General features: G+C 37.0%; 25 protein-coding genes. 12 read left to right on the top strand and 13 right to left on the bottom strand.

From position 1 onward, the window contains the following. Positions 1–18: 18 nt before the first annotated feature. From V7097_RS19410 to V7097_RS19375, 8 genes are all read right to left on the bottom strand, one after another. A complete protein-coding gene (locus V7097_RS19410) occupies positions 19–1,554 on the bottom strand; it encodes a flotillin family protein (RefSeq protein ID WP_335705298.1) in 1,536 nt (511 codons plus the stop codon). Continuing rightward, positions 1,551–2,096 carry an NfeD family protein gene (locus V7097_RS19405; protein ID WP_335705297.1) on the bottom strand — a complete coding sequence of 182 codons (546 nt, stop codon included), beginning with the start codon at positions 2,094–2,096 and terminating at the stop codon, positions 1,551–1,553. The genes V7097_RS19410 and V7097_RS19405 overlap by 4 nt, the downstream gene beginning before the upstream one ends. A gap of 134 nt (positions 2,097–2,230) precedes the next feature. Beyond that, positions 2,231–2,731, bottom strand: a complete 501-nt coding sequence (locus V7097_RS19400; RefSeq protein WP_335705296.1) for a hypothetical protein — start codon at positions 2,729–2,731, stop codon at positions 2,231–2,233. A 190-nt stretch (positions 2,732–2,921) separates the two neighbouring features. Further along, positions 2,922–4,964: a transglycosylase domain-containing protein gene (locus V7097_RS19395; RefSeq protein WP_335705295.1), complete on the bottom strand. Its 2,043-nt coding sequence runs from the start codon at positions 4,962–4,964 to the stop codon at positions 2,922–2,924. A 223-nt stretch (positions 4,965–5,187) separates the two neighbouring features. After that, positions 5,188–5,880 carry a TenA family transcriptional regulator gene (locus V7097_RS19390; protein ID WP_335705294.1) on the bottom strand — a complete coding sequence of 231 codons (693 nt, stop codon included), beginning with the start codon at positions 5,878–5,880 and terminating at the stop codon, positions 5,188–5,190. A 12-nt stretch (positions 5,881–5,892) separates the two neighbouring features. Further along, complete coding sequence (locus V7097_RS19385) at positions 5,893–6,912, bottom strand: hypothetical protein (protein ID WP_335705293.1); 1,020 nt, start codon at positions 6,910–6,912, stop codon at positions 5,893–5,895. Further along, on the bottom strand, positions 6,909–7,982 hold the full coding sequence (locus tag V7097_RS19380) for a DUF3419 family protein (protein WP_335705292.1): 1,074 nt from the start codon (positions 7,980–7,982) through the stop codon (positions 6,909–6,911). The genes V7097_RS19385 and V7097_RS19380 overlap by 4 nt, the downstream gene beginning before the upstream one ends. Next, positions 7,975–8,724, bottom strand: coding sequence for a hypothetical protein (locus V7097_RS19375; protein WP_335705291.1), 750 nt, complete (start codon positions 8,722–8,724; stop codon positions 7,975–7,977). The genes V7097_RS19380 and V7097_RS19375 overlap by 8 nt, the downstream gene beginning before the upstream one ends. A gap of 287 nt (positions 8,725–9,011) precedes the next feature. On the opposite strand from V7097_RS19375, the gene V7097_RS19370 reads away from it, so the two are divergent. The 5 genes from V7097_RS19370 (at position 9,012) to V7097_RS19350 (ending at position 12,785) form a co-directional block, all read left to right on the top strand. Further along, positions 9,012–9,632 (top strand): DUF47 domain-containing protein, encoded by a 621-nt coding sequence (locus V7097_RS19370; protein WP_335705290.1) that lies wholly within the window; start codon positions 9,012–9,014, stop codon positions 9,630–9,632. Between the two features lie 15 nt (positions 9,633–9,647). After that, complete coding sequence (locus tag V7097_RS19365) at positions 9,648–10,646, top strand: inorganic phosphate transporter (protein WP_335705289.1); 999 nt, start codon at positions 9,648–9,650, stop codon at positions 10,644–10,646. A 109-nt stretch (positions 10,647–10,755) separates the two neighbouring features. After that, complete coding sequence (locus V7097_RS19360; protein ID WP_335705288.1) at positions 10,756–11,199, top strand: MarR family winged helix-turn-helix transcriptional regulator; 444 nt, start codon at positions 10,756–10,758, stop codon at positions 11,197–11,199. Positions 11,200–11,217: 18 nt separating this feature from the next. Continuing rightward, complete coding sequence (locus V7097_RS19355) at positions 11,218–12,288, top strand: hypothetical protein (protein ID WP_335705287.1); 1,071 nt, start codon at positions 11,218–11,220, stop codon at positions 12,286–12,288. Positions 12,289–12,416: 128 nt separating this feature from the next. Beyond that, positions 12,417–12,785, top strand: coding sequence for a potassium channel family protein (locus tag V7097_RS19350; RefSeq protein ID WP_335705286.1), 369 nt, complete (start codon positions 12,417–12,419; stop codon positions 12,783–12,785). A 241-nt stretch (positions 12,786–13,026) separates the two neighbouring features. On the opposite strand, the gene V7097_RS19345 is transcribed toward V7097_RS19350, so the two are convergent. Continuing rightward, complete coding sequence (locus V7097_RS19345) at positions 13,027–13,773, bottom strand: GTP cyclohydrolase II (protein WP_335705285.1); 747 nt, start codon at positions 13,771–13,773, stop codon at positions 13,027–13,029. Between the two features lie 169 nt (positions 13,774–13,942). On the opposite strand from V7097_RS19345, the gene V7097_RS19340 reads away from it, so the two are divergent. From V7097_RS19340 to V7097_RS19330, 3 genes are all read left to right on the top strand, one after another. After that, positions 13,943–14,362 (top strand): MarR family winged helix-turn-helix transcriptional regulator, encoded by a 420-nt coding sequence (locus V7097_RS19340; protein ID WP_335705284.1) that lies wholly within the window; start codon positions 13,943–13,945, stop codon positions 14,360–14,362. 17 nt (positions 14,363–14,379) lie between these two features. Further along, on the top strand, positions 14,380–15,600 hold the full coding sequence (locus V7097_RS19335; protein WP_335705283.1) for an MFS transporter: 1,221 nt from the start codon (positions 14,380–14,382) through the stop codon (positions 15,598–15,600). A gap of 115 nt (positions 15,601–15,715) precedes the next feature. Beyond that, positions 15,716–16,279 (top strand): FAD-dependent oxidoreductase, encoded by a 564-nt coding sequence (locus tag V7097_RS19330; protein ID WP_335705282.1) that lies wholly within the window; start codon positions 15,716–15,718, stop codon positions 16,277–16,279. 47 nt (positions 16,280–16,326) lie between these two features. On the opposite strand, the gene crcB (V7097_RS19325) is transcribed toward V7097_RS19330, so the two are convergent. Together crcB (V7097_RS19325) and crcB (V7097_RS19320) are read right to left on the bottom strand one after the other, a co-directional pair. Then, positions 16,327–16,683, bottom strand: coding sequence for a fluoride efflux transporter CrcB (gene crcB, locus V7097_RS19325; RefSeq protein WP_335705362.1), 357 nt, complete (start codon positions 16,681–16,683; stop codon positions 16,327–16,329). Next, the gene (gene crcB / locus V7097_RS19320; protein WP_335705281.1) at positions 16,683–17,066 is read right to left on the bottom strand and encodes a fluoride efflux transporter CrcB; all 384 of its coding nucleotides are present in this window, start codon (positions 17,064–17,066) and stop codon (positions 16,683–16,685) included. The genes crcB (V7097_RS19325) and crcB (V7097_RS19320) overlap by 1 nt, the downstream gene beginning before the upstream one ends. 508 nt (positions 17,067–17,574) lie before the next feature. On the opposite strand from crcB (V7097_RS19320), the gene V7097_RS19315 reads away from it, so the two are divergent. From V7097_RS19315 to V7097_RS19305, 3 genes are all read left to right on the top strand, one after another. Continuing rightward, the gene (locus tag V7097_RS19315) at positions 17,575–18,399 is read left to right on the top strand and encodes an EcsC family protein (RefSeq protein ID WP_335705280.1); all 825 of its coding nucleotides are present in this window, start codon (positions 17,575–17,577) and stop codon (positions 18,397–18,399) included. Between the two features lie 102 nt (positions 18,400–18,501). Next, positions 18,502–19,158, top strand: a complete 657-nt coding sequence (locus V7097_RS19310; RefSeq protein WP_335705279.1) for a hypothetical protein — start codon at positions 18,502–18,504, stop codon at positions 19,156–19,158. 121 nt (positions 19,159–19,279) lie between these two features. Further along, a complete protein-coding gene (locus tag V7097_RS19305) occupies positions 19,280–19,747 on the top strand; it encodes a hypothetical protein (protein ID WP_335705278.1) in 468 nt (155 codons plus the stop codon). A gap of 105 nt (positions 19,748–19,852) precedes the next feature. On the opposite strand, the gene V7097_RS19300 is transcribed toward V7097_RS19305, so the two are convergent. Both V7097_RS19300 and V7097_RS19295 read right to left on the bottom strand, forming a co-directional pair. After that, a complete protein-coding gene (locus tag V7097_RS19300; RefSeq protein ID WP_335705277.1) occupies positions 19,853–21,331 on the bottom strand; it encodes a SulP family inorganic anion transporter in 1,479 nt (492 codons plus the stop codon). Positions 21,332–21,636: 305 nt separating this feature from the next. Next, positions 21,637–21,993, bottom strand: a complete 357-nt coding sequence (locus V7097_RS19295) for a putative zinc-binding protein (protein WP_335705276.1) — start codon at positions 21,991–21,993, stop codon at positions 21,637–21,639. 332 nt (positions 21,994–22,325) lie between these two features. On the opposite strand from V7097_RS19295, the gene V7097_RS19290 reads away from it, so the two are divergent. Next, positions 22,326–25,358, top strand: a complete 3,033-nt coding sequence (locus V7097_RS19290; RefSeq protein ID WP_335705275.1) for an efflux RND transporter permease subunit — start codon at positions 22,326–22,328, stop codon at positions 25,356–25,358. Positions 25,359–25,404: the final 46 nt, after the last annotated feature.

Raw genomic sequence — 25,404 nt, 5'->3', positions numbered from 1 at the left:
CTTCTTTTCCTAGTATGATTACTCGTTATCAGTTGGTGTGGCTTTTCTTGTTTGAACTAATTCTTCAGTTAAATTGTCGATACTATTTCTAACATTTCCTTTTCCTGACAGGTTTTCAATAATTTCTTTTACATCAATACCAGAGGATGCCTTCAACGATTCCTGGAGGGTTGACATTAGGTTTGTCGCATATCCTGTTACCTTATTGGCACCGCTGTTTTCCCCGCTACTTCCAGTATCCACAACCGTAATTTTATCAATGTTTGATAATGGCGCAGCCACTTCTTTCGCATATTGAGGTAGCATTTTAATAACCATATCGAGGATAGCCGCTTTTCCATATTGCTCGAATGCTTCTGCGATTTTTTGTTTTGCTTCTGCTTCTGCAAGACCCGTTAAGCGGATAATGTCTGCTTCTGCTTCCCCTTGTGCACGTTGGGCTTCTGCTTTTGCAAGACCATCGATACGGATTTTCTCTGCTTCCGCTTTTGCCATTGCTTCGATTCGGTATTTATTCGCATCTGCTTCCGCCAATTGTTTCGCTTTTTCCGCCTCTGCCGCTTGAACAACTGCATAACGGTCAGCATCTGCCTTCTTCTTAACCTCTGAATCGTATTGCTTTTCACGACGTAAAATCTCTTTTTCTTCAAGCTCAATTTGCTTCTGTCTTTCAATGATTTGGATTTGCATTTGCTGCTCGGTAACTTCCTGCTTTGCTCTAGCTTCTTCCAGGTGATAGGCTTGGTCAGCACGAGCCTTTGCAATATCCTGCTCTCTTCGGAATTCCGCAACTTTTAATTGATTGATTTTTTCTGCTTCAGCAACTTCTGTAGCGCGCTCTAGCTCAGATTTCTGGGCTTCTTTATCTGCCTCTGCTCGCTTAATTCTTGTTTCCTTATCAGCCTCTGCAGTCGCAATATCTGCATCACGTTTTACCTGAGCAATTCTAGGTTTCCCTAATGAATCGAGGTAACCGTTTTTATCACGAACATCCTTGATTGTAAATGATACAATGATGAGACCCATTTTTGCCAAATCCTGTGATGCAACTCGTTGAACCTCTTGAGAAAATTTTTCGCGATTTTTATAGATTTCTTCTACAGTCATCGAACCAAGAATGGAACGAAGATGACCTTCTAATACTTCTCTTGCTTCATTTTCTCTGTCTTCTTTTCGTTTCCCTAAAAATTGCTCTGCTGCTGTAGCAATTTCAGAGATAGAGCCTCCAATTTTGATAATTGCAGTTCCATCAGCCATTACTGGTACACCCTGCTCTGTATATACTTCAGGTGTAGAAACATCTAGTTTACTAGATAAGAGACTTAATGGTTCGGATTGTTGGAATACTGGTAGCACAAAGGTACCGCCACCACGTACAATTTTGATTCGATTTCCACCTTCGTCAACGTGAACATTTTTCCCGCCTAAATAGCTTCCGGTTACAATTAAAGCTTCATCGGGACCAGCGGTTTTGTACTTTGAAACAAATACACCAATAAGTGCAAGTAGTAAAAATGCGACAACTCCAATTACAATCCAAATAGCTGTTGTCATAGTTCATTTCCCCCTTTAATTCTCATGTTTTGGTAAGGTAAGACGTATACAACGCCTTCTTTAATATCTATAATAAGAACCTTTTCATCATATGGAATTGGTTCATTATTAAAGCTTTTTGCAGATTTAGCGATTGTTCCACTGATTCCTTCAATGACTACTTCACCGAAGCCATCAACTGGAATTGAAGTAATGACCTTGCCAATTCGTCCTTTCAAATCCTCTTCTCTGTAAACCATCGATTCTTCTGCAGAAGACAATGGAATCAAGACGAAAACATTCAATAATGTGACTAAAATAAGTGCTAATACGAGTGAAATAACAAAAATTAAGAAACTATGAAAGGAAAGCAATTTTTCAAAAATGTAACCAGATGCGCTTAAAAACGTGAGGAAAGAAAAAATGAGTGTTGGACTTAAAAAACTGTCTGGGAAAATTCCCTCTAAAAAGTCACCAAATAAGATAAACAGCAGGGTACCAATTCCACATATGACTAAGCCAATCAAATAAATCGTTTGAATATCATACCCAAATAACTCCATAGCTTCACCTCCATATTCAATTGATAATTTTGTAATTTTCTTTACATTCTCATTTACGAATCATAGTTGAAAAAGGTTTCATTTTTTTATGAATTTTTTTCAAACTTTTGTAAAAGTATGTCGACTATGTATCGTTACATGAATTCTTTCGTAATCCAAGCCTTAAGTAAGAACCCAATCACAATATACGCCATCACATATCTCCAGTAGATAACCAATTTGTCATTCTTTTTTTGGACAATGCCTAACCCTATTATCCACCAGAAGATGTTGTAGTCAGTGATCCGTTTTTTATTAATCAGAATTTCGTTTTTCTCGAATTTCCTTTTTTTATTCTCATGACGTGCCCAGAGAATCACAATCACGATATCGACAATTGCCCCAATGGATATGGCGACCAAAACAAAGGTCGGAGATGGCTTCCATCTATTATCGTTTTGGACCTCTTTTTTCTTTTCAACTCTCTCATTATCAGCTTTAAGGGCTTCCTCAAAACTTTGAGTATCCACTTTTTGTTTAGCATCGCTGACTATTTTATTATTAGGTACCTCAAAAGTGGAATAATATAGACCAATTCCAACTGCTAAAAGGATAAACAAGCCATAAGCAAGTCCAAAAAGTAATCCTTTTTTCATTAGCACCAACATCTTTCATAGATTCGAAGTAATAGGAATAAAGTCACACGAATTATTCCTAATCCTACAATACTCTACAATCGTTCCCGAATAAATACTTTTTTCATTATAGGATTTCATAAGTATTTCTTATACGACATTCAAAAAACAAAAAATAAAGCAAGTTCCCATTATTCGGGAACTTGCTAGTTTAGTCATCATCTTTGTCTTTCTTTTTTTCTTCCTTTTTCCGTTCTTTCTCTTCTTTTTTCCGTTTTTTCTCTTCTTCCTTCTGCTTCTTTTGTTCCTCTTTCCACTTATCTTTGTTCTTTTCTTGCCCATTGCTTTCCTTCCACTCATTCTCACTCTTTCTAATAGGAGGCTGATAGGCTGGAAGATTGAAAGAACTTGGTGATACATTACTTAATGATTGCTGAACCATTTCTCTAAAAATAGTGGCTGCAGTAGCACTTGAATTTGTTAGATAATGACTCTCATCTGTCTTGTCATATCCGAGCCATACTGCACCAACGAGCTCTGGTGTGTATCCGACCATCCAAATATCCTTAGCTCCATCAATGCCCTCAATGGGTACCTGGGTAGAACCTGTCTTTCCTGCCACTTCTCTTCCTTCAATTTTAGCATGACGACCAGAACCGTCTTCAACAACACCTTTTAGCATAAATGTCATTCTTTTAGCAACCTCAGGGGTCGTAACTTGTACAGGCTCTTCATTCCACTCGGCAATTATTTCACCATTGGCATCGACAATTTTTGAAATGGCATGTGCATTCGTTTTTTTCCCTTCATTAGGAAATGTTGTAAAAGCTTCGGCCATATGAATCGGAGCAACGCCTTTATCAAGGCCACCAAGTGCAATACTTAGGTTTTGATCATTTTCTGTAATCGGAAGCCCAAACTCTTTTACAGAATCGATACCTGTTTTCAGTCCAATTTTGTTTAAAAGCCATACCGCTGGAACATTATCAGAGTCCCTTACCGCATCATTAATGGTAACACTGCCTTTAAAATTTCCGGAAACATTTAATGGCTGATAGCCATTGAAACTCATTGGTTTATCCGGCAATACATCATAAATGCTATAGCCTTGCTCAAGTGCTGGCGTATAAACAGCAAGTGGTTTAATTGTTGAACCTGGCTGTCTTCTTAATTGGGTCGCATGATTGAAGCCTCGAAACACATGCTCACCTCGTCCCCCAACTAAAGCGCTGATTCCACCAGTCTTAGGATCTATTAATATAGCACCGCTTTGAAGTAATTGATCCTCCGTGCTAGCAGGAAATAGGCTGTCGTTTTTAAAAATGTTTTCGACGGATTCCTGCATGTGAGGATCCAGTTCTGTATAAATTTCTAAGCCACCAGACATGACTTCATTTTGTGTGAGACCATATTTTTTAATCGCTTCTTCGATAATATGATCAATATAGTATGGATACTTTCCTTCATACTGATCAAGCTGGCGCCCTTCAAACACCATCTCTTGCGCTTTTGCTTCCTTTACTTGATTAGAGGTAAGATATCCCTGATCCTCCATCATTGCTAAGGTAAGATCTCTTCTGTTTATTGATTTTTCTTGATCAATTAATGGATTCATTCTAGAAGGTGATTTGATTAAACCTGCAAGTATTGCACCTTCACTCACCGTTAAGTCGTTAACCTCTTTACCAAAATACGTTCTTGCAGCGTTTTTTATCCCCCATGCTCCTTCACCAAAGTAAATTTGGTTTAAATACATTTCAATGATTTTCTCTTTTGAAAAAGTACGTTCAATTTTTTGTGCAAGGAAGAATTCTTCTATTTTTCTTTTCAATGTTTGTTCATGAGTTAGAAATACATTCTTTGTTAATTGCTGTGTAATCGTACTTCCACCCTCAACGATTTCACCCGCTTTTAAATTCCGGAAAAGCGCACGAAAGATCCCGATGTAATCCACACCAGGATGTTTGTAAAATCTCCGGTCTTCAATGGCGATTACAGCCTGAATAACATGTGGGGGAATTTTTTCATAGGTGATACCTTCAATTTTAGGTCCAGGTACCTTGCTCGCAATTTCCCCATTTTTATCATAAATAATGGTTGGTTCCGGTAATGGATTATTTAAAGCACTAACATCCCGAGAATTGATATACATGTTGAGTCCAATAGCAACGAATAAAATAAAAAGCAGCCCCACTAACAGGATGATTTTTACTCTTCCCACCTCAGACAAAGTCTTGATGAAGTTTTTTCCCATTCGAATGCCCTCCAATTAGAAATGCGCAAGCGCCTTGATCAGCCCCGACAAGCATAAGAAAAGCCCGGCGAAAAGGATGCATTTTATCCTTCTTGACGGATTGGCTTATGACCTCGAGGGGCTAGGCGCTGGAGCTAGACACGAAAAATCCATTAAAAATTGCGCTACATATACTAATTCGAATGGGAAATTTTTTTGTGGGGATACGTATAAATATAATAAATCAGCCGATGTCGTGACGACGAACGTCCTCAAGAATATCCATGTACATTCTTGAATGATAGTACATGCCAAATTGCAAGCCACGTTCAATGATTTGCTTTTGATCTCCTTCATAGCTTAGAGCAACGACTTCATAAATTTCATTCGCGTGCTGAACATCAAGTACCTCATGGTCAGTGAAATGAACAAGTGATTTGTTTTCACTACCATAATTACTTTTAGCAAATTGACCAACCAATGGAGATACTCGAGCTACAATTTCTTCAATGACACCTAATGCCGCAAGTCCCTCTAAATAGTGGTAATGAAGGCATAAGTCGGTCAATCCTCGATTATAGGCCAGAACTGGGATGCTTGGCTCACTTTCTTTGATTTCATCCTCTGAAACACCAATTCCTTGTAAAAACTCCTTATACGTCTCGCTATGAACATATTTTTCATTCATTTTTCCATGCTCTTCAAACAAATTTTCCACAAGTGGCATTCTCATTCGGTAGTCTGACATATTGGTTAATATCGCTGATAAAAAACGTGGAAAGTAAAGTACAACGTGATAAATTTGAAGGGCAATTTCCTTTCGTTGTTCATCAGAGAATTCACCGTTATTTAAAGCCATAAACAATGGATGCTCTTCAATTTTCTTTTCTTGAAACATACGATCTGTCACTTTCTTTAACTCTACAAATTTATCCATAATAAAATCCCCCTAAATTAGTGTTAATTCATGAAAATCCATTGAAAGATTTGCCGGAAGATCTCCGTATGCAAACGTCGTTGATGAAAGTTTTATATAAAATGGATTACTTCGGAAGTACCCGGCTTCCTCGGCCGATACACCTAAAAACAAGTAGCTATATCTTTGCTTAAACTCGCTTTGAATATAAGAGATAAATTCCTTTTGATAGTTTTGGTGATTATCCTTTGCAGCGAAAAACGCCATATAACCGTGCCGAAATACCTCATCTTGATCTGGAAGTGGTGGACAACTTGCAACCTTACAAAACAAATTGACTATTTTAAACGAAAAAGGAAGTTTCCTAGAAAGCCTTAGCTTTCGTGCATTGAATTGATCCACAAGCTTGCAGATAGCAAGACTCTCCTTGTTCTCATCTCTTAAAATTAAGAACACACCATTTTCTTTTAAAAACATTTGTTTTCCACATGGAGCAAATGGTTGGAGCCTCGCCAATTTTTTATAGATCCCCCATGCTTCTTCCCCGTCAATTTCGCTAATATTAAGAAGGCTTTTTCTATATTTCATAAACATCGGCACGCCAATATGTATAGTTTTACCAATTTCAATTCCACCAGGAAGGAGACCATTTCCTTTAGTCATTGAGGCTTTGTTTGTGTTGCTATCAAGTACAGTGGAAAACATCCAATTCACTTTTCCTTCATATCGATAATGAGATAATAAATTATTTGCCAAGCGGTAAAAGGCAAAAGTCCGATGATAGTTAGGATGGATTCTTAAATCATTTAAGTAAAACACTTTTTCGCATGTTTCATCGATAACCCGTTTTTGCTCACTCACCGCAACACAGCCGATTAATTCATTTTCCTTAAACAACCCGAAATGCCTTGTCACCCCAAATTCCTCTGATAAGCCAAAAAAATTAGGCGAACGGTCAACATAGAAAAGATCGCTTCCCGTATTTGTCTCTTTCGTTAATTGAAGTAATTGGTGGTGATGGGTTTTATCTAACTCCAAAAATTCATAGGTCATACACACTGCCCCACTGTTATTTTCTGATATAGCATCGAACGTTCCAACCCTTCACAACGCATTGACAGCTCCTCATCATAAATGAAATGTTTCATAAAAACATCAGGCAATTGACTTGTGCTGAGCATATTTCGGAACAACACTACTGCTTTTTCTGACTTTGCCCGTAAAATTCCGTTGCAAATCGATTCCGTTCCCTTAATATCTGACCAATCAAATACATTAGACAAATAAAAAGCATCAATGGAATGTTCCTTATTCAATAATTCTTGAATACTCAAAGAATGAATTGAAAGTTTTTCAATATTCCTTTTTACGGATTCATACCCTTCCTCAGATAAATAAAACGGAACTCCTTCGTCATGGTCAAACAAATATGAAGAAAACAAAATCTGAGTTAAAAAGTAATTATTGTGAATCAGCTTCGTTTTCACCTCTTTCTCAAATTGACTTAAGAAGAATTCGGCAAAATCACTTTCACTAGCATTTGCAAACATAAAGCTCGGAAAAAATTGAAGATGTGTTGTTTTACTTAATAGAATTTTCGCAGCTGTTCTCCATTCCGATGTAGTCATATATTTTTCATAGAACTCCTGCTGCTCCTTTAAATTATTTGCAGAAAACAACTCTCTCCAAACTGTTTCATCATATATATTCCGGCAAATATTTTCCCCTATGAATCTATAAAAGCGTTCATTTACACCACAGTGATTGATACCCAATTCAATTTCGTGAATATGCTTTTTCCAATATTCCCTTGCGTAATCAGGTAAGTCATTCACTACTGCATCATACAATTGAACTCGGTTTTGACATGCGACTTCTCCAATAAAAGCGAGAAACTCATTCCGGGTCAAATGCTGGATAGCTGCCTTTTTTAGCTCAATTAAAGCACATTGTGCTGGATTCACATCAACACAAAGAACCTGATCAACTGAGTCATTCAGGATGGAAAATGCTGTACATCCACCAGAGCCGATCACAAGAACTTTCTTCGGTTTTGCAATTTTTGAAATCTCTCTTTCTACTAAACTATCCTCTCTAATTTGCGAAAAAAAGATACTAGACATTGCTCAGACTCCCTTCTTCAAATAAAGCTCGCACTTCTTTTTTCCCTTCCTTCCAATTGGTCAACCGGAATCTTCCGCGTTCCAACTGAAACATAAAATCTTCACGTGCAATTGGTTCGGTTGGAACGTACGAATACAAAACGATATTCATTCCTTGTGAAAAATCTACTTTTCTGGCACGAAGCCACTTCTCAATTGCAGAATGAGTAGGCCGATACTGATAAAGTGATTCCTTTGATTTAGTGGTCATTCTTTCTACAACAAGGTCGTTAATATGAGAAAGCTTCTCGGAATAAATTCGAACCTTCTCCTTTATTTCTTCCGGAACCTGATTTCCATGGAATTTTGGATAAGCGTAATCCTCAAATAACGCTTTAAACAGCACTAACACTTCTGGGTTCTCAATTTCTGCAAGAAGATGAATCTTCCGCCCTTGATTCTCTTCCAAGACCACTTGAAGATATGTCAAAAAAAGGTCAAGAAAACAACTCATTCTCGAAAACAAAGGACCAAAGTATACAAACCTCTCATCTCTCTGTTCAAAGGTTTGAACAAGTTGAAAGGCTAAAAGCTTTTGATTCCTTCTTAAGCAAATGACTTGGTCGTATATTTCAAATCTCGAAGTAAGGTATTCATTTCCGACTTTACACACACGCTTTGAGAGCGATATCATTTCTTCTTTCTGTTTTATAAGTAATTGCTTTGTATCGATCCTTTCAATATTAATGATCTGCGCCAACATCTTCACCAACCAATTCCTTTGGTGTAAAATTACACCATTTTCTCTATAGTGTAATTTTACACTTTTTTAGATAAATTTCAAGTATATTTCCTTATTTTTCTATAGATAATAAAACAATTATGTTTATTAAAGACCACCTTGAAACACAGTTGCATTTTCCATAAAGACACCTAATAAATTTTTCATTACATTTTTGTAAACTTTGTAAATTTCTCATTGTAATTTCGACAAATTTAGGCGAAAATCTTCTTTGTGTTTATTAATCTCATTATTGGAGGAACAATCATATGTTCGCAAAAAAGAAAAAGGATGTATTTTTTGACGCACTTACATCAATCTCGGCAAATGTAAAGGAAGCCGCAGACTACTTTGTACAATTTAAAATAAGAAATGTAAGTGACCTGAAAGAATTTTCAATTGAAATGAAAAACTTCGAGAAAAAAGGCGATGATATCATTCATGGCTTAATTACTGAACTTAATAAATCTTTCATTACTCCGATTGAGCGTGAGGATATTCTCCAATTGGCTATGAAAATGGATGATGTATTAGATGGAATAGAGCAATGTTCGGCACGTTTTGAGATGTATTCATTGACAGATACTGACGAATACATGACTACATACGCTGATTTGATTCACAAAAGCACGATTGAAATTTTCCATGCCATTGAACTGCTTTCAAATAAAAAGCTATTAGATATGCGTAAGCATGCAATTAAAATTAATGATTACGAATCACAATGTGACGAAATCTTAAGGATATCAATTAAACAACTTTTCCAAACAGAAAAAGACCCGATTAAGATTATCCAGGTGAAAGAGATTTATGAGATTCTTGAAGGCATTTCAGATTACTGTGAGGATGTTGCAGATACTCTCGAAACCATTATCATGAGAAATGCGTAAGGAGAATCTTAATTAATGGATACTTTACTATTACTAACAGTTTTAATTATTATCTTTGCATTAGCATTTGACTTCATCAACGGCTTTCATGACACAGCTAATGCGATTGCGACTAGTGTATCAACTAAGGCACTTTCGCCAAAAGTTGCCATTGTCCTTGCTGCTTCAATGAACTTTATCGGTGCCATTACGTTTACTGGAGTTGCCAAAACAATCACAAAAGATATTGTTGATCCTTTCGCGATTGAAAATGGATCTATCGCAATATTGGCTGCCTTAATTGCTGCTATCGCATGGAATTTAATAACATGGTACTATGGGATTCCAAGTAGTTCCTCACATGCCTTAATTGGTTCCATTGCAGGTGCTGCAATTTCCGCTGCAGGGTTTGGAATCCTGAATTACAGTGGCTTTTTAAAGATTTTGCAAGCGCTCTTACTTTCACCTTTTATTGCATTAGCGATTGGGTTTCTCATGATGAGCCTTTTTAAAGTCATTTTTCGAAGCACAAATCTTTATAAAACAAATAAAGGTTTCAGGATCTTTCAAATATTTACAGCATCCCTTCAGGCATTTACCCATGGTACAAATGATGCCCAAAAGGCGATGGGGATTATGACAATGGCATTAATTGCAGGTGGATTTACTACCTCAACCGATATTCCATTATGGGTGAGAATTTCTGCAGCAACGGCAATGGGGATCGGTACATCGGTTGGTGGCTGGAAGATTATAAAAACAGTCGGCGGTAAAATAATGAAAATTCGTCCAATCAATGGGGCCGCCGCAGACCTCTCTTCTGCTCTGATTATTTTTGGTGCTACCTATATTCACTTACCAGTTAGTACAACCCATGTTATATCATCTGCGATTATGGGTGTTGGTTCAGCCCAACGTGTAAAAGGAGTTAAATGGGGAGTTGCACGAAAAATTGTCCTAACATGGATTATTACATTACCCATTTCAGCTGCTTTAGCGGCGATAATTTACCAAATTCTTAACATATTTTTCTAAAAGGTGGCAAAAGCTACCTTTTTTTATTGTCAAAAAAAACGTTTAAGTTTATAATATATTTAAGGTTACTTAAATGTTTATGAGTATTAATTTTAAAGGAGGATTAACCATGGATATCAAAGCATATATGAAGGACACCTTTAATCTACTGGATGAGGTTAACTCTCTACTCCTTAAGGAATTTGAATCTATTTTTCACTATGACATCACCACCAAACAATCCATCGTTCTTCATCATGTTCATCAAGCAGGAACCATTACAGTAAATGAATTAGCTCAACTTATGAATATATCAGCAAGTGCTGTAAGTCAATTGCTAAACAAATTAGAAAATGACCATTACATTAAAAGAGAAATTAACCCAGACAATCGGCGTGAAATTCTCATCTCTCTCGGTTCCAAAGGAATAGAACTATATGGGGAAAGCGATAAAATTGATCAAAAAATTATGGAGAAATATTACTCAAAGCTCACAGAAGAAGAAATGATTCAATTCCAAACTATAGTAAGAAAACTTCATACGATTATTACAACCTCAGATGATAACGAATAACATTAAGGAGGATTTATAATGGCGTATACTCAAAAAAAGAACAGGTCCATTTATATTTTTATGATCCTTGCCCTTTTAATTCTCGGTTCCAATTATACCGTGATGACTATTCAACCATTTGAGCCTGTTACAGATACATTGATACTCGCTACCTTGTTTGATTTGACAATTGTCTTACCCCTCTTTTTTTATTTATTTGTGATACGAAACCGCCTTTCTTTGATTACACTTCTTCCCGTTGTTATTGGTGGCTTTTGGTTTGCTTACTTCATTGTTCCACATCATAATTTAGTTATCTTTGAATATGTAAAATACGGGATATTTGGACTTGAGGGTCTCTTTATTGGTATTGAGCTGTTTCTGTTGGCCCTGTTATTACGTAAAATTCCTACACTATCTCAAAATTATAAAAAACAAAAAGAAATCGATTATTTTTACCCTCAAACATTGCGTACTGCAATGAATAAGACGTTTGGAACTAGAAAGGTAGTCGATATTCTCGTATATGATTTTTCTATCTTCTATTATGGCTTCTTTTCGTGGAAGAAAAAATGGAAGGAAAGAAATCAGATTCGTTCATTTACGTTCCACATAAATTCCGGCTATTTCGGTCTTTTTATCATGCTCGTCCATGCAATGGTCATAGAGGTAATTGGGGTCCACTTTTTAATCGCTCATTTCTGGAGTCCGACTGCTGCTTGGATTTTTACAGCATTGGATTTATATGCATTGCTTTGGATTATCGCAGACTACCACGCTGTACGACTTTCACCGATTGTCATAAAAGATGATAAGCTTTTTGCACAGGTTGGGATTAGACGGGAAATTGTGGTTGATTTAAAGACAATTAAATCAATTCAACCAACCACTACAGGTAAAAAGGAAAGAGCTCGAGAAAAACAGAGCTTTGCAATCACCTTACCAAACCTTTTTGAAGAGGATCCACAATTCGAAATTGAATTAGCGGAACCAGTTCTAGCCAATCTCCCATTTGGTATAAAAAAAGAAATGACAAAACTTTATGTAACAGTCGATGACAAAGAGGCATTTTTACATGAATTGAGTTACTATCTTGAAGAGAAGAAATAACGTATTATACCCAACCCGGCTAAGTTTGCCGGGTTTTATTTTTGAGAAAAGGCGTTTATGGAGGCTAGTCTATTCTACTGATTTCTTAATATACATATAGAAAGGCTGGGTGTAAGGATGTGAATATGATGAAGTCATTCATTCATCGCCGGAAGACTCTGTATCGAGCGTTGATCTTTATTGTAGTGTATCTTAATACATTATTAACTTTTGCCATTCTATATATTTTGTTGGACTTACTTGATCTTGGAGCTGTACGTGACCATTACGCGTCAGATTTTCATCAAGAGCAACCACTTGATGTCGTGACCCGATCCTTGTATTTTAGTGCGATTACACTTTTATCGGTTGGGTACGGTGATGTGACTCCATTTGGGGTTTCAAGGGCCGTAGCAATTGCTGAAGCATTGATTGGCTATTTGTTACCTGTGGTCATTGTGATTCAGTTTCTTCCTCCGTTTCGGAATACAGAGGGAGATAATTATCCATATGATTAAAGGTGCAAGGCGTTCTATCTAGTTTAAATCACATTGGTGACTACTTTTAGGTAGTAGTTACCGGATTGGACTTACCTGTTTTTTACGATTAAGAACTTTTTTTTCATATTTACTGGTTCACTGTCTCCTAATTTTATACAATTGCGTACATCTTTTTCACATTTACTGGTTCTCTACCCCCTAATTTTATACAAAAGCGAACCTCTTTGACGCTTCTACAGGTTCGCTATTTCCAATTTTTTTAGAAAGGTTGTTCGTCTTGAGCCATTTCGACTAAGTGTCCGGCTTTTTCTATTTTTGTCCTCAAATATTTTCGATTAAAATCAGATACATCCCCCCAGATTGGCATCCGCTCAGAAACATTCATACCGGAATCCTTTAAGGCGTTCATTTTTTTCGGATTATTCGTTATTAATGAAACAGACTTAGTCCGTAATGTTTTTAAAACGCGAATTGCATCATCATAATTTCTGGCATCATCCTTAAACCCAAGTTGAATATTCGCTTCAACTGTATCTAAGCCATTTTCCTGAAGGATATAGGCCATTGCTTTACTGAATAATCCAATCCCACGTCCCTCATGATTAGCTAAGTAAAATAATGCCCCAGCCCCATGGTCTACAATGATTCTCATCGATTGCTTTAGTTGGTATCCACAATCACAACGTTTACTTCCAAAAATATCACCTGTGTGACAAATACTGTGCATCCGAATTAATGCTTCATCCGCATTTTCGAAATCTCCATATACTAAAACACTTGATTGCTGCCTTTCAGCTAGGTTTGTAGATGAAAGCTTTTCAATAATTCGATTAGCGTCAATTGTCACTTCATCACAAAGAAGCCAGCAATACCAGTTGAAAAGGACAGTCTCTCCATCTAAATTTACTGGGAGCTTGATCGGCCCAACTAAATATAGAGCTTTATCTCCTCTTTCAATAAGCTGAATTTTCTCTTGTAAAATGGAAAGAATTTCTTTAGATATCACTTAAAAGTCCCCCTATTTCATTCGTTACGACTAGTTTTTGATTTATGTAAGTGAATTATCCCAATAGCGTAAAATTGTTTATAATCCTTCCACTTGCCTTTTAATCGTAAAAGATGATATAGTTACCTAGGTAACTAATTTGTGAAGAAATATGCATTGAGGTGATTTTATGCAAACAGGTCACAACCTTTTTCACGCAGTGCATCAGTTATCTCGTCAGCTTACAAAACATGTGAATGAAACATTGGAACCCTTCGGACTATTTAGTGCACAATGGTCCGTTTTATTTGTTTTAAAAACTAAAGGGACATCAACACAATCTGAGCTATGTGACTATTTAACTGTTGAAGCGCCGCCTATGACAAGAAACATTCAAAAGCTTGTTAAGCTCGGGCTTGTAAAACAAGTACAAGGAAACGACAAGCGTACAAAACAAATTGAATTGACGGAAAAAGCGTTAGCTGAGTATCCAAATTGGGAACAAGCTATGATTGACATGAATCAAAGGCTAGTAGAGAATTTTCCAAAAGAATTGCAGGACCAGCTCAATGGGCTTTTAAACCATTGGTTCCAACAAATTACCAAATAACAACAGGAGGAGTCATTATGGGGAAACAAAAGCTTTGGACGAAAGATTTTCTCAATCTTTCTTTAAGTAATTTCTTTGTTTTTTTAACGTTTTATTATTTATTGGTTACATTACCCGTATTCACATTAAATGATTTAGGTGGAAATGAATTAGAAGCAGGACTCATGGTTACAGTATTTTTATTCTCCGCAATCATCATCCGTCCATTTGCGGGACAATGGCTAAATACCATTGGAAGAAAGAAAGTCCTTTCCCTTTCCTTACTTATTTTCATGATCTCATCGCTTTTCTATTTTTTCACTCCTTCTATTTATTCCGTTTTACTCTTACGTTTGATTCATGGAATTGGATTCGGTATGGCAACAACAGCTGCTGGAGGAATCGTGGCAGACATCATACCTGATACACGTAAAGGTGAAGGTATGGGATACTTTATCATGTCTAACAACCTAGCCATGGTAATTGGCCCATTTTTAGGCTTAACCCTTATGAATCAAGCTGGAATGGATAGTGTGTTTATCGTAGGTGCGATTTGTGCTATCCTCGCATTACTGACAGGCTATTTCGTAAAAGTTCCAGCAATTACACAAGAAAAACCAACACATCAAGCTGTGAAAACAAAATTATCTTTTGCGAATCTCTTTGAGGTTCCTGCGATAAAAATCTCAATTGTCGGTGGACTATTAGGGATTGTTTACTCGTCACTCCTATCCTTCGTTTCTGTTTACGCACAGGAAATTGGATTATTAGAGGTTTCGAGCTTCTTTTTCATGGTATATGCAGTCGTACTTCTCGTATCCAGACCTTTCACTGGAAAATGGTTTGACCAATATGGAGCAAATAAAATTGTATATCCATCGATCGTGGTGTTTGCGATCGGAATGCTGTTCCTTGGATTTTCATCAACATCCTTTATGTTTTTATTAGCTGCTGCCTTAATCGGTTTAGGCTGGGGAACATTATTTCCAAGCTTCCAAACGATTGCTGTTCAAGCTGCAGCGCCAAGACGTAGAGGTACAGCAACAGCTACATTCTTATCTATCTATGACACTGGAATCGGTTTAGGGTCAACCATTGTCGGCCTTCTAAGCGCGAAAATCGGGCTTGGAACGTTTTATTTCTTTAGTGCTTTTTATGTGTTATTCGGAATTGTGCTTTATTATTTTCTACATGATCGTAAAAATAAAATTGTTTCAAATACAAAACAAACCTATAACCAAACATCAGAAACCATGTAAGGTAAAAAGGTTCTCCCTTTTTACCCTACTTTTTTAAGCAGAAAAATAGATTGGCATGATGTAAACGGGTATAATTATCTGTGAAAAACTATTTTACATAAGGAGTGATTGGACAATGTTTGATGTTGTGATTATCGGTGCTGGTCCTGCGGGTGCAAGTGCTGCTTTATTTACTGCAAAAGCTGGGAAGAAAACATTACTTTTAGATAGTGATAAAGGGATGACTAAACGCGCGTGGGTTGAAAACCATTATGGCGTTATGGAAATTGAAGGTCCAGAGTTAGTGGAAATTGGACAAAAACAAGCAGCAAAATTTGGTACTGAAGTTGTTCAACAAGCGGTTACTTCCGTTGAAAAAACTGAGAACGGTTTTAAGGTTGTAACTGATAACGGTGAGTACGAAGGAAAATACGTAATCTTTGCAACAGGAGCTTTAACTGATGTTGCTGCTGCTGCAGGAGTTGCGACTAAAGAAGGTACTGAGCCACGTATTAAAACAGTTCTTGATGTTGATGCATCTGGTAAATCGAATGTTGATGGCATTTGGGCTGCTGGTACATGTGCAGGTGTGAGTGTTCACACAATTATTACTGCTGGTGACGGCGCTAAGGTTGCAATTAATGTAATCAGTGAAATGAATGGCGAACGTTATGTTGACCATGACGTATTAAAAAAATAATTGTAATCATACGAAAACCAGGTGCTCATAACGTTCACCTGGCTTTTTTACGTTATAATGAGGATTCCTATAAAAGCAGAAAGGGTACATATAATGGTCGATGCCGCTATGTATAGGTATGCTTTGTCAGATTGCTTAGATAGAAATAATTGAATGGCTTCATAACCAAAAGTTGAGAAAGTAGTGAAGGCACCACAAAAGCCTACTCCTAACAGTAACCAACACCACTCAGGAAGGATCTGGATTAGTTTCATTCCAGTTAAAATTCCTAATAAAAAGGATCCAGCAATGTTGATGAATAAGGTTGGATATGGAAATATAGTTCCGGTCTTCTTGCCAATCCATATTCCCGCAAGGTATCTACTTGCTGCCCCCACTGCGCCTCCGATTCCCACTAGTATCATCAAGATTCCTCACCCAATTTTCGTATATTGACCAATCGATACCCAATAAAAGAAAGCAAGATTCCTGCAAAGAGGCTTAAAACGACATATATTAAAGCAAGGCCCACATTACCTTCTTCCAGTAAATGAACAACTTCAAGGGAAAAAGTAGAAAATGTCGTGAACGATCCAATGAATCCTGTACCAAACAACAGAGATATTTTCGGATTCACATTTTTTTGATTAGCTATAAAAGATAATAACCATCCTAAACATAAACAACCAATTAAATTAACAGTTAAGGTACCAATCGGAAAACCATTGGGTGCAGGTACTAATTCGCCAAGTAAATATCGGCAGGTAGCCCCAAGAAATCCACCGATCATAACAAAAAATACATTCATTCACAATCACTGCCCTTATCATGGTTTGAATATTATACCATTTTATTATTAGGATTGTGTTGGTGATTTAGATTGACTGTTCTGAAGGGGCATCAGTTTCCTAATAATAGGTGATTGACGGTGATCGAGTACTTTGGACCGAAACACTTTCCTGTTTTAGGAGGCTGATGGTACTCAAATCCGTTTGGAGTGACATCACTTTCCTGTTTTTAGGAGGCTGATGGTACTCGAAGCCGTTTGGAGCGACATCACTTTCCTGTTTTTAGGAGGATGATGGTGCTCAAAGCCGTTTGGAGTGATATCACTTTCCTGTTTTTAGGAGGCTGATGGTACTCGAATCCGTTTGGAGTGACATCACTTTCCTGTTTTTAGAATGCAGAGGGTTTTCCAAACGCTATTGAGCACACTCCTAACTAGGAAAACATGTCTTTGTAGATATAAATTCTGAAACTATTTTTACATACAAACGTAATACTCATTATGGATTAATAAAGAAAGAGGAATGCAAATGGAATCAAAACAAATACTTGAAACTGAATTAGCAAAGATAGAAGCCTGGGAAAAAAGCCAAGGTGGATTATGGTTTTGGGAACGAATTGGTCGAATCCCTTTTAAAATTCTTGATAAACTGACTCCAAAGTTTATCCATGAAAAAATAGGTCTACTCCTCGATGAAATTGGCAGCTATATACAAACCGGTGGCAAATATCTCGTACAAGAAAAAGCGATCTTAAATCTTGTCGAAAAAAAAGCCAATACTCCGATTGAAAGTATCTCAGATATTAAGCAAATTCCGCTTCAATCCATGATTGCAGCCAGTCAAGAGCATGCGGAAAAATGGGCAAAGGTAGCTACACTTCAAGGAGCAACTACAGGAATCGGTGGAATATTTACACTTGCAATCGATATTCCCGCTTTGCTTGGAATGTCATTAAAAACACTACAAGAAATAGCCATTATTCATGGATTTGACCCAAAAGAAAAAAATGAACGAATCTTTATTATTAAATGTTTACAGTTTTCATCTGCAGATGTCGTTGGAAAGCAAGCGATTCTAAAGGAGCTTTCAGCCTTTTATCACGGCAGAAATTCTTCAAACGAAATGATGTTGCAACTCCAAGGATGGCGTGAGGTTGTGTATACATATCGCGATCAATTTGGTTGGAAGAAGCTTTTTCAGATGATACCAATCGCAGGTATTATTTTCGGAGCCATCTCAAACCGTTCAATGATTCAGGATCTTACCGAGACTGGAAATATGTTATACCGCAAAAGAATAATTTTAGAAAGATTACAAGATGAATCCGCTTCTCCATTGTCGCCCCTTTCATAGGGGCTATTTTTAGTTAAAAGTACAACCTAATCCCAATTTTTCACGTTTTTTTCAAAAACCGAATAGGATACTCAAGAGACTACTAAAAGGAGTGATCGGCTTATGAAATGGAAAAATTACGGATTATGGGTCTCACTTGCATCGATTTTGTATATGGTGTTTAAAGACTTAGGTATGCAAATAGATTTAACGACATGGGAAACATATGTGACGGCTATCATCGGTTTACTTGCCACTCTAGGTATTATTTCAAACCCTGATAAAGGGAAAGGATTTTTCGATAAAATTCCAAATACACCAGCAGAAGCCATAACACAAGTTGCTGAGCAACTACAAAATCAAAACGAGTCTCCTACAAGCCAACAAGGAATGCCACCCCAAAATCAAAATCCAAGTAATGTTCAGCAATATCAAGGGAATCTTCAGCAACAAACGAATGTCAACCAACTACCACCAGATGGCTCAAGCCCAGCAAATTTCGAACAAAATGAGTATCCAAATCACCAAACCCAACCAAACAATATTCAAAACGAATATCAAGAATACCAGGCTCAACCAAATGATTTTCAACAAAATGATACAAATCAAAACGTTGACCCTAATTCACAAGAAGTCGAACCACAACAGGTTCAGCCAGAAGCGAATGCACAGATTGATGAATTTGCAGAAGCACCAGACCAAGAAAAAACACCTGACAACAATTCCTTTGACAAATCCAGCATCCATGGTATGCCAGCACCTCCAAATGAGCATTTGTAGCCTTTAAAATGAAGCACCCGAATCGCCGGGTGCTTTTTTTCCTTGAAAGTCGATGAATAATTAACTGGGAAATAAAAGAAGATATGTATATAGAAACTGAAGTGTGGTGGATTAAACGAATGTGAAGGCAGTAGAACGTATTTTTTGGAGTATTGCATTACCTGGGTTCGGACAATTATTAAATAAACAATATGTGAAGGGACTTACCTTTATTCTTTTAGAGATTGTGGTCAATTCGTTTGCAAATTTTAATGAGGCAATTATGCTTAGCTTCTTAGGTGAAACAGAGCGGGCACTTACATCTACAAATTATGGATGGCTCATGTTTTACCCCTGTCTTTACTTTTTCGCCATGTGGGATGCATTTAAAGAAGCTGGCGGTGGGAAAGCACCTTATTCCTTTTTACCATTTGCCTTCAGTGCTTATTGTGTTACGGTCGGTTTAATGGTATCACCAAAAGCAATCTTTTTTGGAATCACATTTGGGCCAGTCTTTTTCCCAATGATTTGTGTCATTCCAGGGATTTTGATTGGATTAATCATAAGAAAGATTATCCTAACCTTTGGTAAAGAAGACGCTTTGGCGTAAATACATAAACAAAAAGGTTGCTTCATGTTAAAAGCAACCTTTGTCAGTTATTTCACCTTTTCATAGAAAAAAACACGCTACCAAACAATAGCGTGTTTCCCAATCTTATTGATTTACGACTTTATCAAGAGCTCCTGGCGTCTTGTAGACAGCGAGTTTCTCCACCAATTTATTACTTTCTGTATTTAAGCCTTTGATGTTTACTTTAACTCCATTTTGATGATATTTAAGGAAGACCTTATCTATTGCCCCAACCGCTGAGTCATCCCAAAGGTGAGCATTTGATAGATCTAAATCAATTTCTTTCACATCTTCTTTGAAATCAAAGCTATTTACAAAATCAGTAACTGATGCAAAGAACAACTGTCCTGATACATGGTACACTTTCTTTTGTGAATCCTTTGCAGAAAGACTCGTGACCTTTACTTTTGAAATCTTAGATGCAAAGAAAATTGCACTTAAAATGACTCCAACTAAAACCCCTTTTGAAAGGTCATTAGTTTGTAGAACAGTAATGACTGTTACGATCATAACAATTGTATCCGTAATCGGAACCTTATGAAGGTTACGTAATGAAGACCAGTCAAATGTTCCGATACAAACCATAATCATTACCCCAACAAGGGCTGCCATTGGAATCAGGACTAAGAAGTCTTGTAATAAAAGAATTAATACCATTAAAAATACACCAGCAACTAATGTAGAAAGTCTTCCACGTCCACCTGATTTTACATTGATTACAGATTGCCCAATCATCGCACAACCAGCCATAGCCCCAAAGAAACCAGAGACAATATTCGCAATCCCTTGTCCACGTGCTTCTTTATTTTTATCACTTTCTGTATCTGTCATATCGTCTACAATCGATGCCGTTAGTAATGATTCAACTAATCCAACAATCGCAATTGATAATGAATATGGAAAAATAATTTTTAATGTTTCAAAATTCAATGGAATATCTGGGAGTAAAAAGATGGGTAAAGTTGATGGGAGTTCCCCCATATCCCCAATCGTACGTACTCCACTATTGGTTATTACTGCAATAACTGTCATAATAATAATCGCAACTAATGGCGATGGAACAGTCTTTGTAAAACGCGGGAAAATATATATAATCGCTAGTGCCCCCGCTACCATTGCATACATTGCCCAAGATTCACCTACAAAATGCGGCAGTTGAGCAACAAAAATAAGAATGGCAAGTGCATTCACGAAGCCTGTCATGACTGAACGTGGAACAAATTTCATGACTCTGCCTAGCTTTAACACACCCATGATTATTTGGATAATCCCAGTTAAAATCGTCGCAGCAAGTAAATATTGCAGACCATGTTCAGCAACCAAAGTTACCATTAATAGTGCAGTTGCACCAGTAGCTGCAGAAATCATGCCTGGTCTTCCCCCGACAAAAGCGATTGTTACCGCAATACAAAAGGAAGCGTATAACCCAATCTTCGGGTCAACCCCTGCAATAAGTGAAAAGGCGATTGCCTCTGGAATAAGTGCAAGTGCAACAACAATCCCTGCCAGGATATCTCCTCGCACATTGCCAACCCATTCATTTTTAATTGTCGATAAATTCAATTTAGCACCTCTTTTTACTATGATTAATTCTTCGGCTTTCGCCTTCGCATTTTTAATGACTTTCAACTCTCATGAAAGTCGGGACCGTCGTGAACAAATCATAGTATATCGGATTATTACTGTTCTGTGAAATCATTATGTAAACGTACACAGAATCTATTATCACGTCTATCCTTCTCTTTTCTCTTATTTTCACTATGGCATTATATAAAGCTTAATTCTTTTATGGTAGTTTTTAGACAACACAAAAAGCAGTTAGTCCTTTTCATGGAAAAGTCTAACTGCCATTCTTTTTTATTAAAAAATTAAATCGTTAGCTCTAAAATCTGATTATATGCATTTTGGGTAAGTTGAGGGTCTGGGTCTTGATGTTGCTTTTTCGGAACATCAAAATTGGTTAGTATAAAATGATGCTTAGGTTCAATTTCATGTCTTGCTAAAATATGCTTACAGCATGCAAGAGGACAACCATCAATTGCAATGATATCTCGACCTGATTTTGCTGTTTTAACTAATGGTTTTACATCCCCACCAACTCCTGCAATGCAAGACATTTCCGCTACATTTTCTCGGTCCATTTTTATCGCAATCGCATTGGCAGTTTGTGCAGCTGATGAACAGCCTGAGCATGAGTACACTATAGGTGAATTTTTTCTATCCAATTTTATTCCCTCCCAATTTTCATTGAAATCTATTTTAGGTTATTTTCCATATAAATTCTGTGAAAAAGTTCACATTTTTAATAATTTATCCAAATATACATAAAATTCCCATAGGTCCCAGGTCTTAGAAAAAGTTAATACTACGGCTCAATGCTTAAATAGTTCACATTTTCTAAAATGATAATGAAGTAAATTAAATTGGAAAAGAGGGAAAAATGTGAATTTAATGTAAAAATTATAATTTTTTGACAATACTAGTAATAACTAAAAATTGGATTTATAGAAATTTTTCTATCGTGTGAAAATTATTAATTTAAAGAGGTGACTGACCAGTGTCGTTCATAACGAAATGGGCATTTAGCAATAAGGCTGCAGTTGCATTAATGACCATCTTAATATTAATTATCGGTGTTGTAAGTTATTTTAGGCTGCCAATGGAGTTTTTACCCGAAGCTGATAATCCACAAGTTACGATTATTGCAATGGGTCAAGGGACAGACTCCAAAACAATGGAAACAGAAGTGACAATTCCGGTGGAAAGATCTGTTAATGGAGTAAACGGAAAAACATCTGTCTACTCCACAACAGGGGATGGTTTTTCAAAAATTGACCTATATTTTGAAGCAGGATCAGATATGAAGCAGGCGAAACAAGAGGTACAGGATGCACTTAACAATGTCGTATTGCCGCCGACCATATCAAAGCCTATCGTTACACAGCTTAATACATCTATGATTCCCATTGTAAACATTGCTGTAACCTTTGAAGAAGGTATGACTGCAGAAAACATGGCATTTGCACGGGAAAAACTCCAGCCCCTTTTCCAGGATATTAAAGGAGTCTCCAGTGCAGATATGTATGGGATTACAGACTCCGTCGTTTCCGTAAAAATTGATAATGAAAAATTATCCGAAAATCAAGTTTCACTTCAAGCTGTTATGGGTGTCTTACAAGGTCAAAACACAACCTTAGCAGTCGGAGAAAAAAATATTGACGGAAAATCAAGCAATATTAAGGTAATTGGCGACTTAACGAGTTTGGAAAAACTAAAAGAGTTATATGTAGCCCCGGATGTTACGCTTGGAGACATCGCAACCATTGAAGAAACAATAAATGCAAATTTCATTAGCCGTTTTAATGGAAAAGATAGTTTAGATATAAGCATCACAAAAGACAGCCAATCTAATGCTGTAACAGTCAGCAAAGAAGTAGAAAAAGTGACAAAGGAAATCAACGAAAAGTATGACCAGCAGGAGTCTGTTGTCTATGTATCATCTGCTGATATGGTGGAAACTTCGGTACAAACAATGATGAAGGAAGTCCTTCTCGGTGCTTTATTTGCTACCATTGTCATAATGGTATTCTTACGAAATATCAGATCGACTTTTATTACGATTGTTTCGATCCCGCTTTCCCTTTGTTTTACATTATTCTTGCTATCATGGTCTGGAATTACATTGAACATTCTAACTTTAGGCGGAGTTGCGGTAGCAGTTGGACGTCTTGTAGATGACAGTATTGTTGTCATTGAAAACATTTTTCGCAAAATGCAAACTGAGAAGTTTTCCGTCCAAATGGTGGTTGACGCTACAAAACAAGTAGGGGTAGCCATTACTTCCTCAACATTAACGACTGTAGCTGTTTTCTTGCCAATGAGTTTGTTAAATGGAGGACTGCAGGAATTTCTTTTACCATTCGCATTAACGGTTACTTATTCCTTGCTAGCTTCCTTATTAGTCGCATTGACTGTTGTCCCATTAATGAGTGCAGGTCTGTTGAAAAATACAAAGCTTCCTGAACATAAACCAGCTGTTCGTTTTCCAAAAATGGTCACATGGTCATTAAATCATAAGTGGATTATTTTCACTATTTCATTCTTGCTTTTTGTCGGTTCTATAGGGACATACTTTGCCATTCCAAAGGGTGCGGTCGACAATTCTTCCGCCGACTATGTTGTTGCTACTCTAAGTTATCCGAATGATACACCAATTGAGGTGGTAAAGGAAAAAACGATCGAACTTGAATCTTCCATTCAGAAAATGGATGAAGTCAAATATTTATTTTCTCAAGTGGGTTCGTCCGCTGAAGCGGCTCAATTCGGCCAAGTCGGCTCTCCTACAGAAGCAACCTTTAGTATTTTGTTAAAAGATAAGGAAAGCACAGACAAAATTATAAAAGAGGTAGAAAAGAAAAAGGATCAATATCCAGACGCGCAGTTAGAAGTATTCGCATCTTCATTTATGATGGTAGGAGCTAGTACTACGATAACAATTGATGTAGTTGGGGAAAATATTTCAGATCTTGAAACTGTTGCAAACAATATTAAAGAAAAAGTTGAAAACATTGATGGTGTTGAAGAAGTAACTACCAACCAAGATGAAAAGAAAACTGTTTATTCTTTGAAAGTCGATCCTGTGAAAGGAAATACAGAACAAATAGCTGGGCAATTAGGTATGATGATCAATCAAACACCGATTGGAACAGTTACTTTAGATGGTAAACAAACACCTGTTGTTCTAGAACCTGTTATTGACACAAAAACACCGGATGATCTGAAGAATATTCCAGTCTTAACGGATGGTGGTCTTGTACCAGTTTCAGCTATTGCTTCTTTACAAAGTGAAGAGCGTTCAACAAACCAGTTTCATAAAGATGGAGAAACCTATCTTCGTGTCACAGCTGCTGTAGATGCTGCTAAGCTGTCTGAGATATCAAGTAAGGTGAATTTTGAAATATTTGGAGACAACAAGGATCAGAAAGCGATGGAGCTTCCAGATAATGTAGAAGTTTTTGTTGGGGGATCTAGCGCACAACAAGCAGAAGATTTTACTGATTTGTTTCTCATCATGCTTGTTTCAATTGGGATCGTATTTTTAATTATGGTTATCACATTTAAGTCGATTAAAACACCTATTGCTATTCTATTCTCACTACCGCTAGCTGCAATTGGGGCTATATTAGGAATCGTTATAAGCGGAATATCAGTTGATATAACAGCACTTTTAGGCGCACTAATGCTCATCGGAATTGTCGTCACAAATGCAATTGTTCTTCTCGATCGCGTTAAACAAAACGAACAAAAAATGACGATTCGTGAAGCACTCATTGAAGCAACAGGTACCAGAATGAGGCCGATATTTATGACTGCCATCGCCACAATCTGTGCGATGCTGCCGTTATTATTCAAGGAAACCGCAACTGGTAGCCTAGTCTCACAAAGTCTAGCAATCGTAGTTATTGGTGGCCTAGCCATGGCTACACTTCTAACCTTAATCGTCATTCCATGCATTTATGAGCTACTTTATTTTAGAAAATCTAAAAAACAGCGTGCAATTCAAAAAACGGAACAAGATCTACCTTTATAAAACAAAGAACAGTCCTAGGGGACTGTTCTTTCAGAGTGTCGACAAA

The organism is Bacillus sp. JJ1562 (genome assembly GCF_036962705.1).
Taxonomy (GTDB): Bacteria; Bacillota; Bacilli; order Bacillales; family Bacillaceae_L; genus Ferdinandcohnia.
Note: the sequence above shows the minus strand (reverse complement) of the source record. Positions and strands in the feature narration are given on the sequence as shown.

Excerpts from the sequence above, each read along its gene's own strand:
- V7097_RS19410 (WP_335705298.1), bottom strand. The coding sequence starts at position 1,554 with ATGACAACAGCTATTTGGATTGTAATTGGAGTTGTCGCATTTTTACTA.
- V7097_RS19405 (WP_335705297.1), bottom strand. The coding sequence starts at position 2,096 with ATGGAGTTATTTGGGTATGATATTCAAACGATTTATTTGATTGGCTTA.
- V7097_RS19400 (WP_335705296.1), bottom strand. The coding sequence starts at position 2,731 with ATGAAAAAAGGATTACTTTTTGGACTTGCTTATGGCTTGTTTATCCTT.
- V7097_RS19395 (WP_335705295.1), bottom strand. The coding sequence starts at position 4,964 with ATGGGAAAAAACTTCATCAAGACTTTGTCTGAGGTGGGAAGAGTAAAA.
- V7097_RS19390 (WP_335705294.1), bottom strand. The coding sequence starts at position 5,880 with ATGGATAAATTTGTAGAGTTAAAGAAAGTGACAGATCGTATGTTTCAA.
- V7097_RS19385 (WP_335705293.1), bottom strand. The coding sequence starts at position 6,912 with ATGACCTATGAATTTTTGGAGTTAGATAAAACCCATCACCACCAATTA.
- V7097_RS19380 (WP_335705292.1), bottom strand. The coding sequence starts at position 7,982 with ATGTCTAGTATCTTTTTTTCGCAAATTAGAGAGGATAGTTTAGTAGAA.
- V7097_RS19375 (WP_335705291.1), bottom strand. The coding sequence starts at position 8,724 with ATGTTGGCGCAGATCATTAATATTGAAAGGATCGATACAAAGCAATTA.
- V7097_RS19370 (WP_335705290.1), top strand. The coding sequence starts at position 9,012 with ATGTTCGCAAAAAAGAAAAAGGATGTATTTTTTGACGCACTTACATCA.
- V7097_RS19365 (WP_335705289.1), top strand. The coding sequence starts at position 9,648 with ATGGATACTTTACTATTACTAACAGTTTTAATTATTATCTTTGCATTA.
- V7097_RS19360 (WP_335705288.1), top strand. The coding sequence starts at position 10,756 with ATGGATATCAAAGCATATATGAAGGACACCTTTAATCTACTGGATGAG.
- V7097_RS19355 (WP_335705287.1), top strand. The coding sequence starts at position 11,218 with ATGGCGTATACTCAAAAAAAGAACAGGTCCATTTATATTTTTATGATC.
- V7097_RS19350 (WP_335705286.1), top strand. The coding sequence starts at position 12,417 with ATGAAGTCATTCATTCATCGCCGGAAGACTCTGTATCGAGCGTTGATC.
- V7097_RS19340 (WP_335705284.1), top strand. The coding sequence starts at position 13,943 with ATGCAAACAGGTCACAACCTTTTTCACGCAGTGCATCAGTTATCTCGT.
- V7097_RS19335 (WP_335705283.1), top strand. The coding sequence starts at position 14,380 with ATGGGGAAACAAAAGCTTTGGACGAAAGATTTTCTCAATCTTTCTTTA.
- V7097_RS19330 (WP_335705282.1), top strand. The coding sequence starts at position 15,716 with ATGTTTGATGTTGTGATTATCGGTGCTGGTCCTGCGGGTGCAAGTGCT.
- crcB (WP_335705362.1), bottom strand. The coding sequence starts at position 16,683 with ATGATACTAGTGGGAATCGGAGGCGCAGTGGGGGCAGCAAGTAGATAC.
- crcB (WP_335705281.1), bottom strand. The coding sequence starts at position 17,066 with ATGAATGTATTTTTTGTTATGATCGGTGGATTTCTTGGGGCTACCTGC.
- V7097_RS19315 (WP_335705280.1), top strand. The coding sequence starts at position 17,575 with ATGGAATCAAAACAAATACTTGAAACTGAATTAGCAAAGATAGAAGCC.
- V7097_RS19310 (WP_335705279.1), top strand. The coding sequence starts at position 18,502 with ATGAAATGGAAAAATTACGGATTATGGGTCTCACTTGCATCGATTTTG.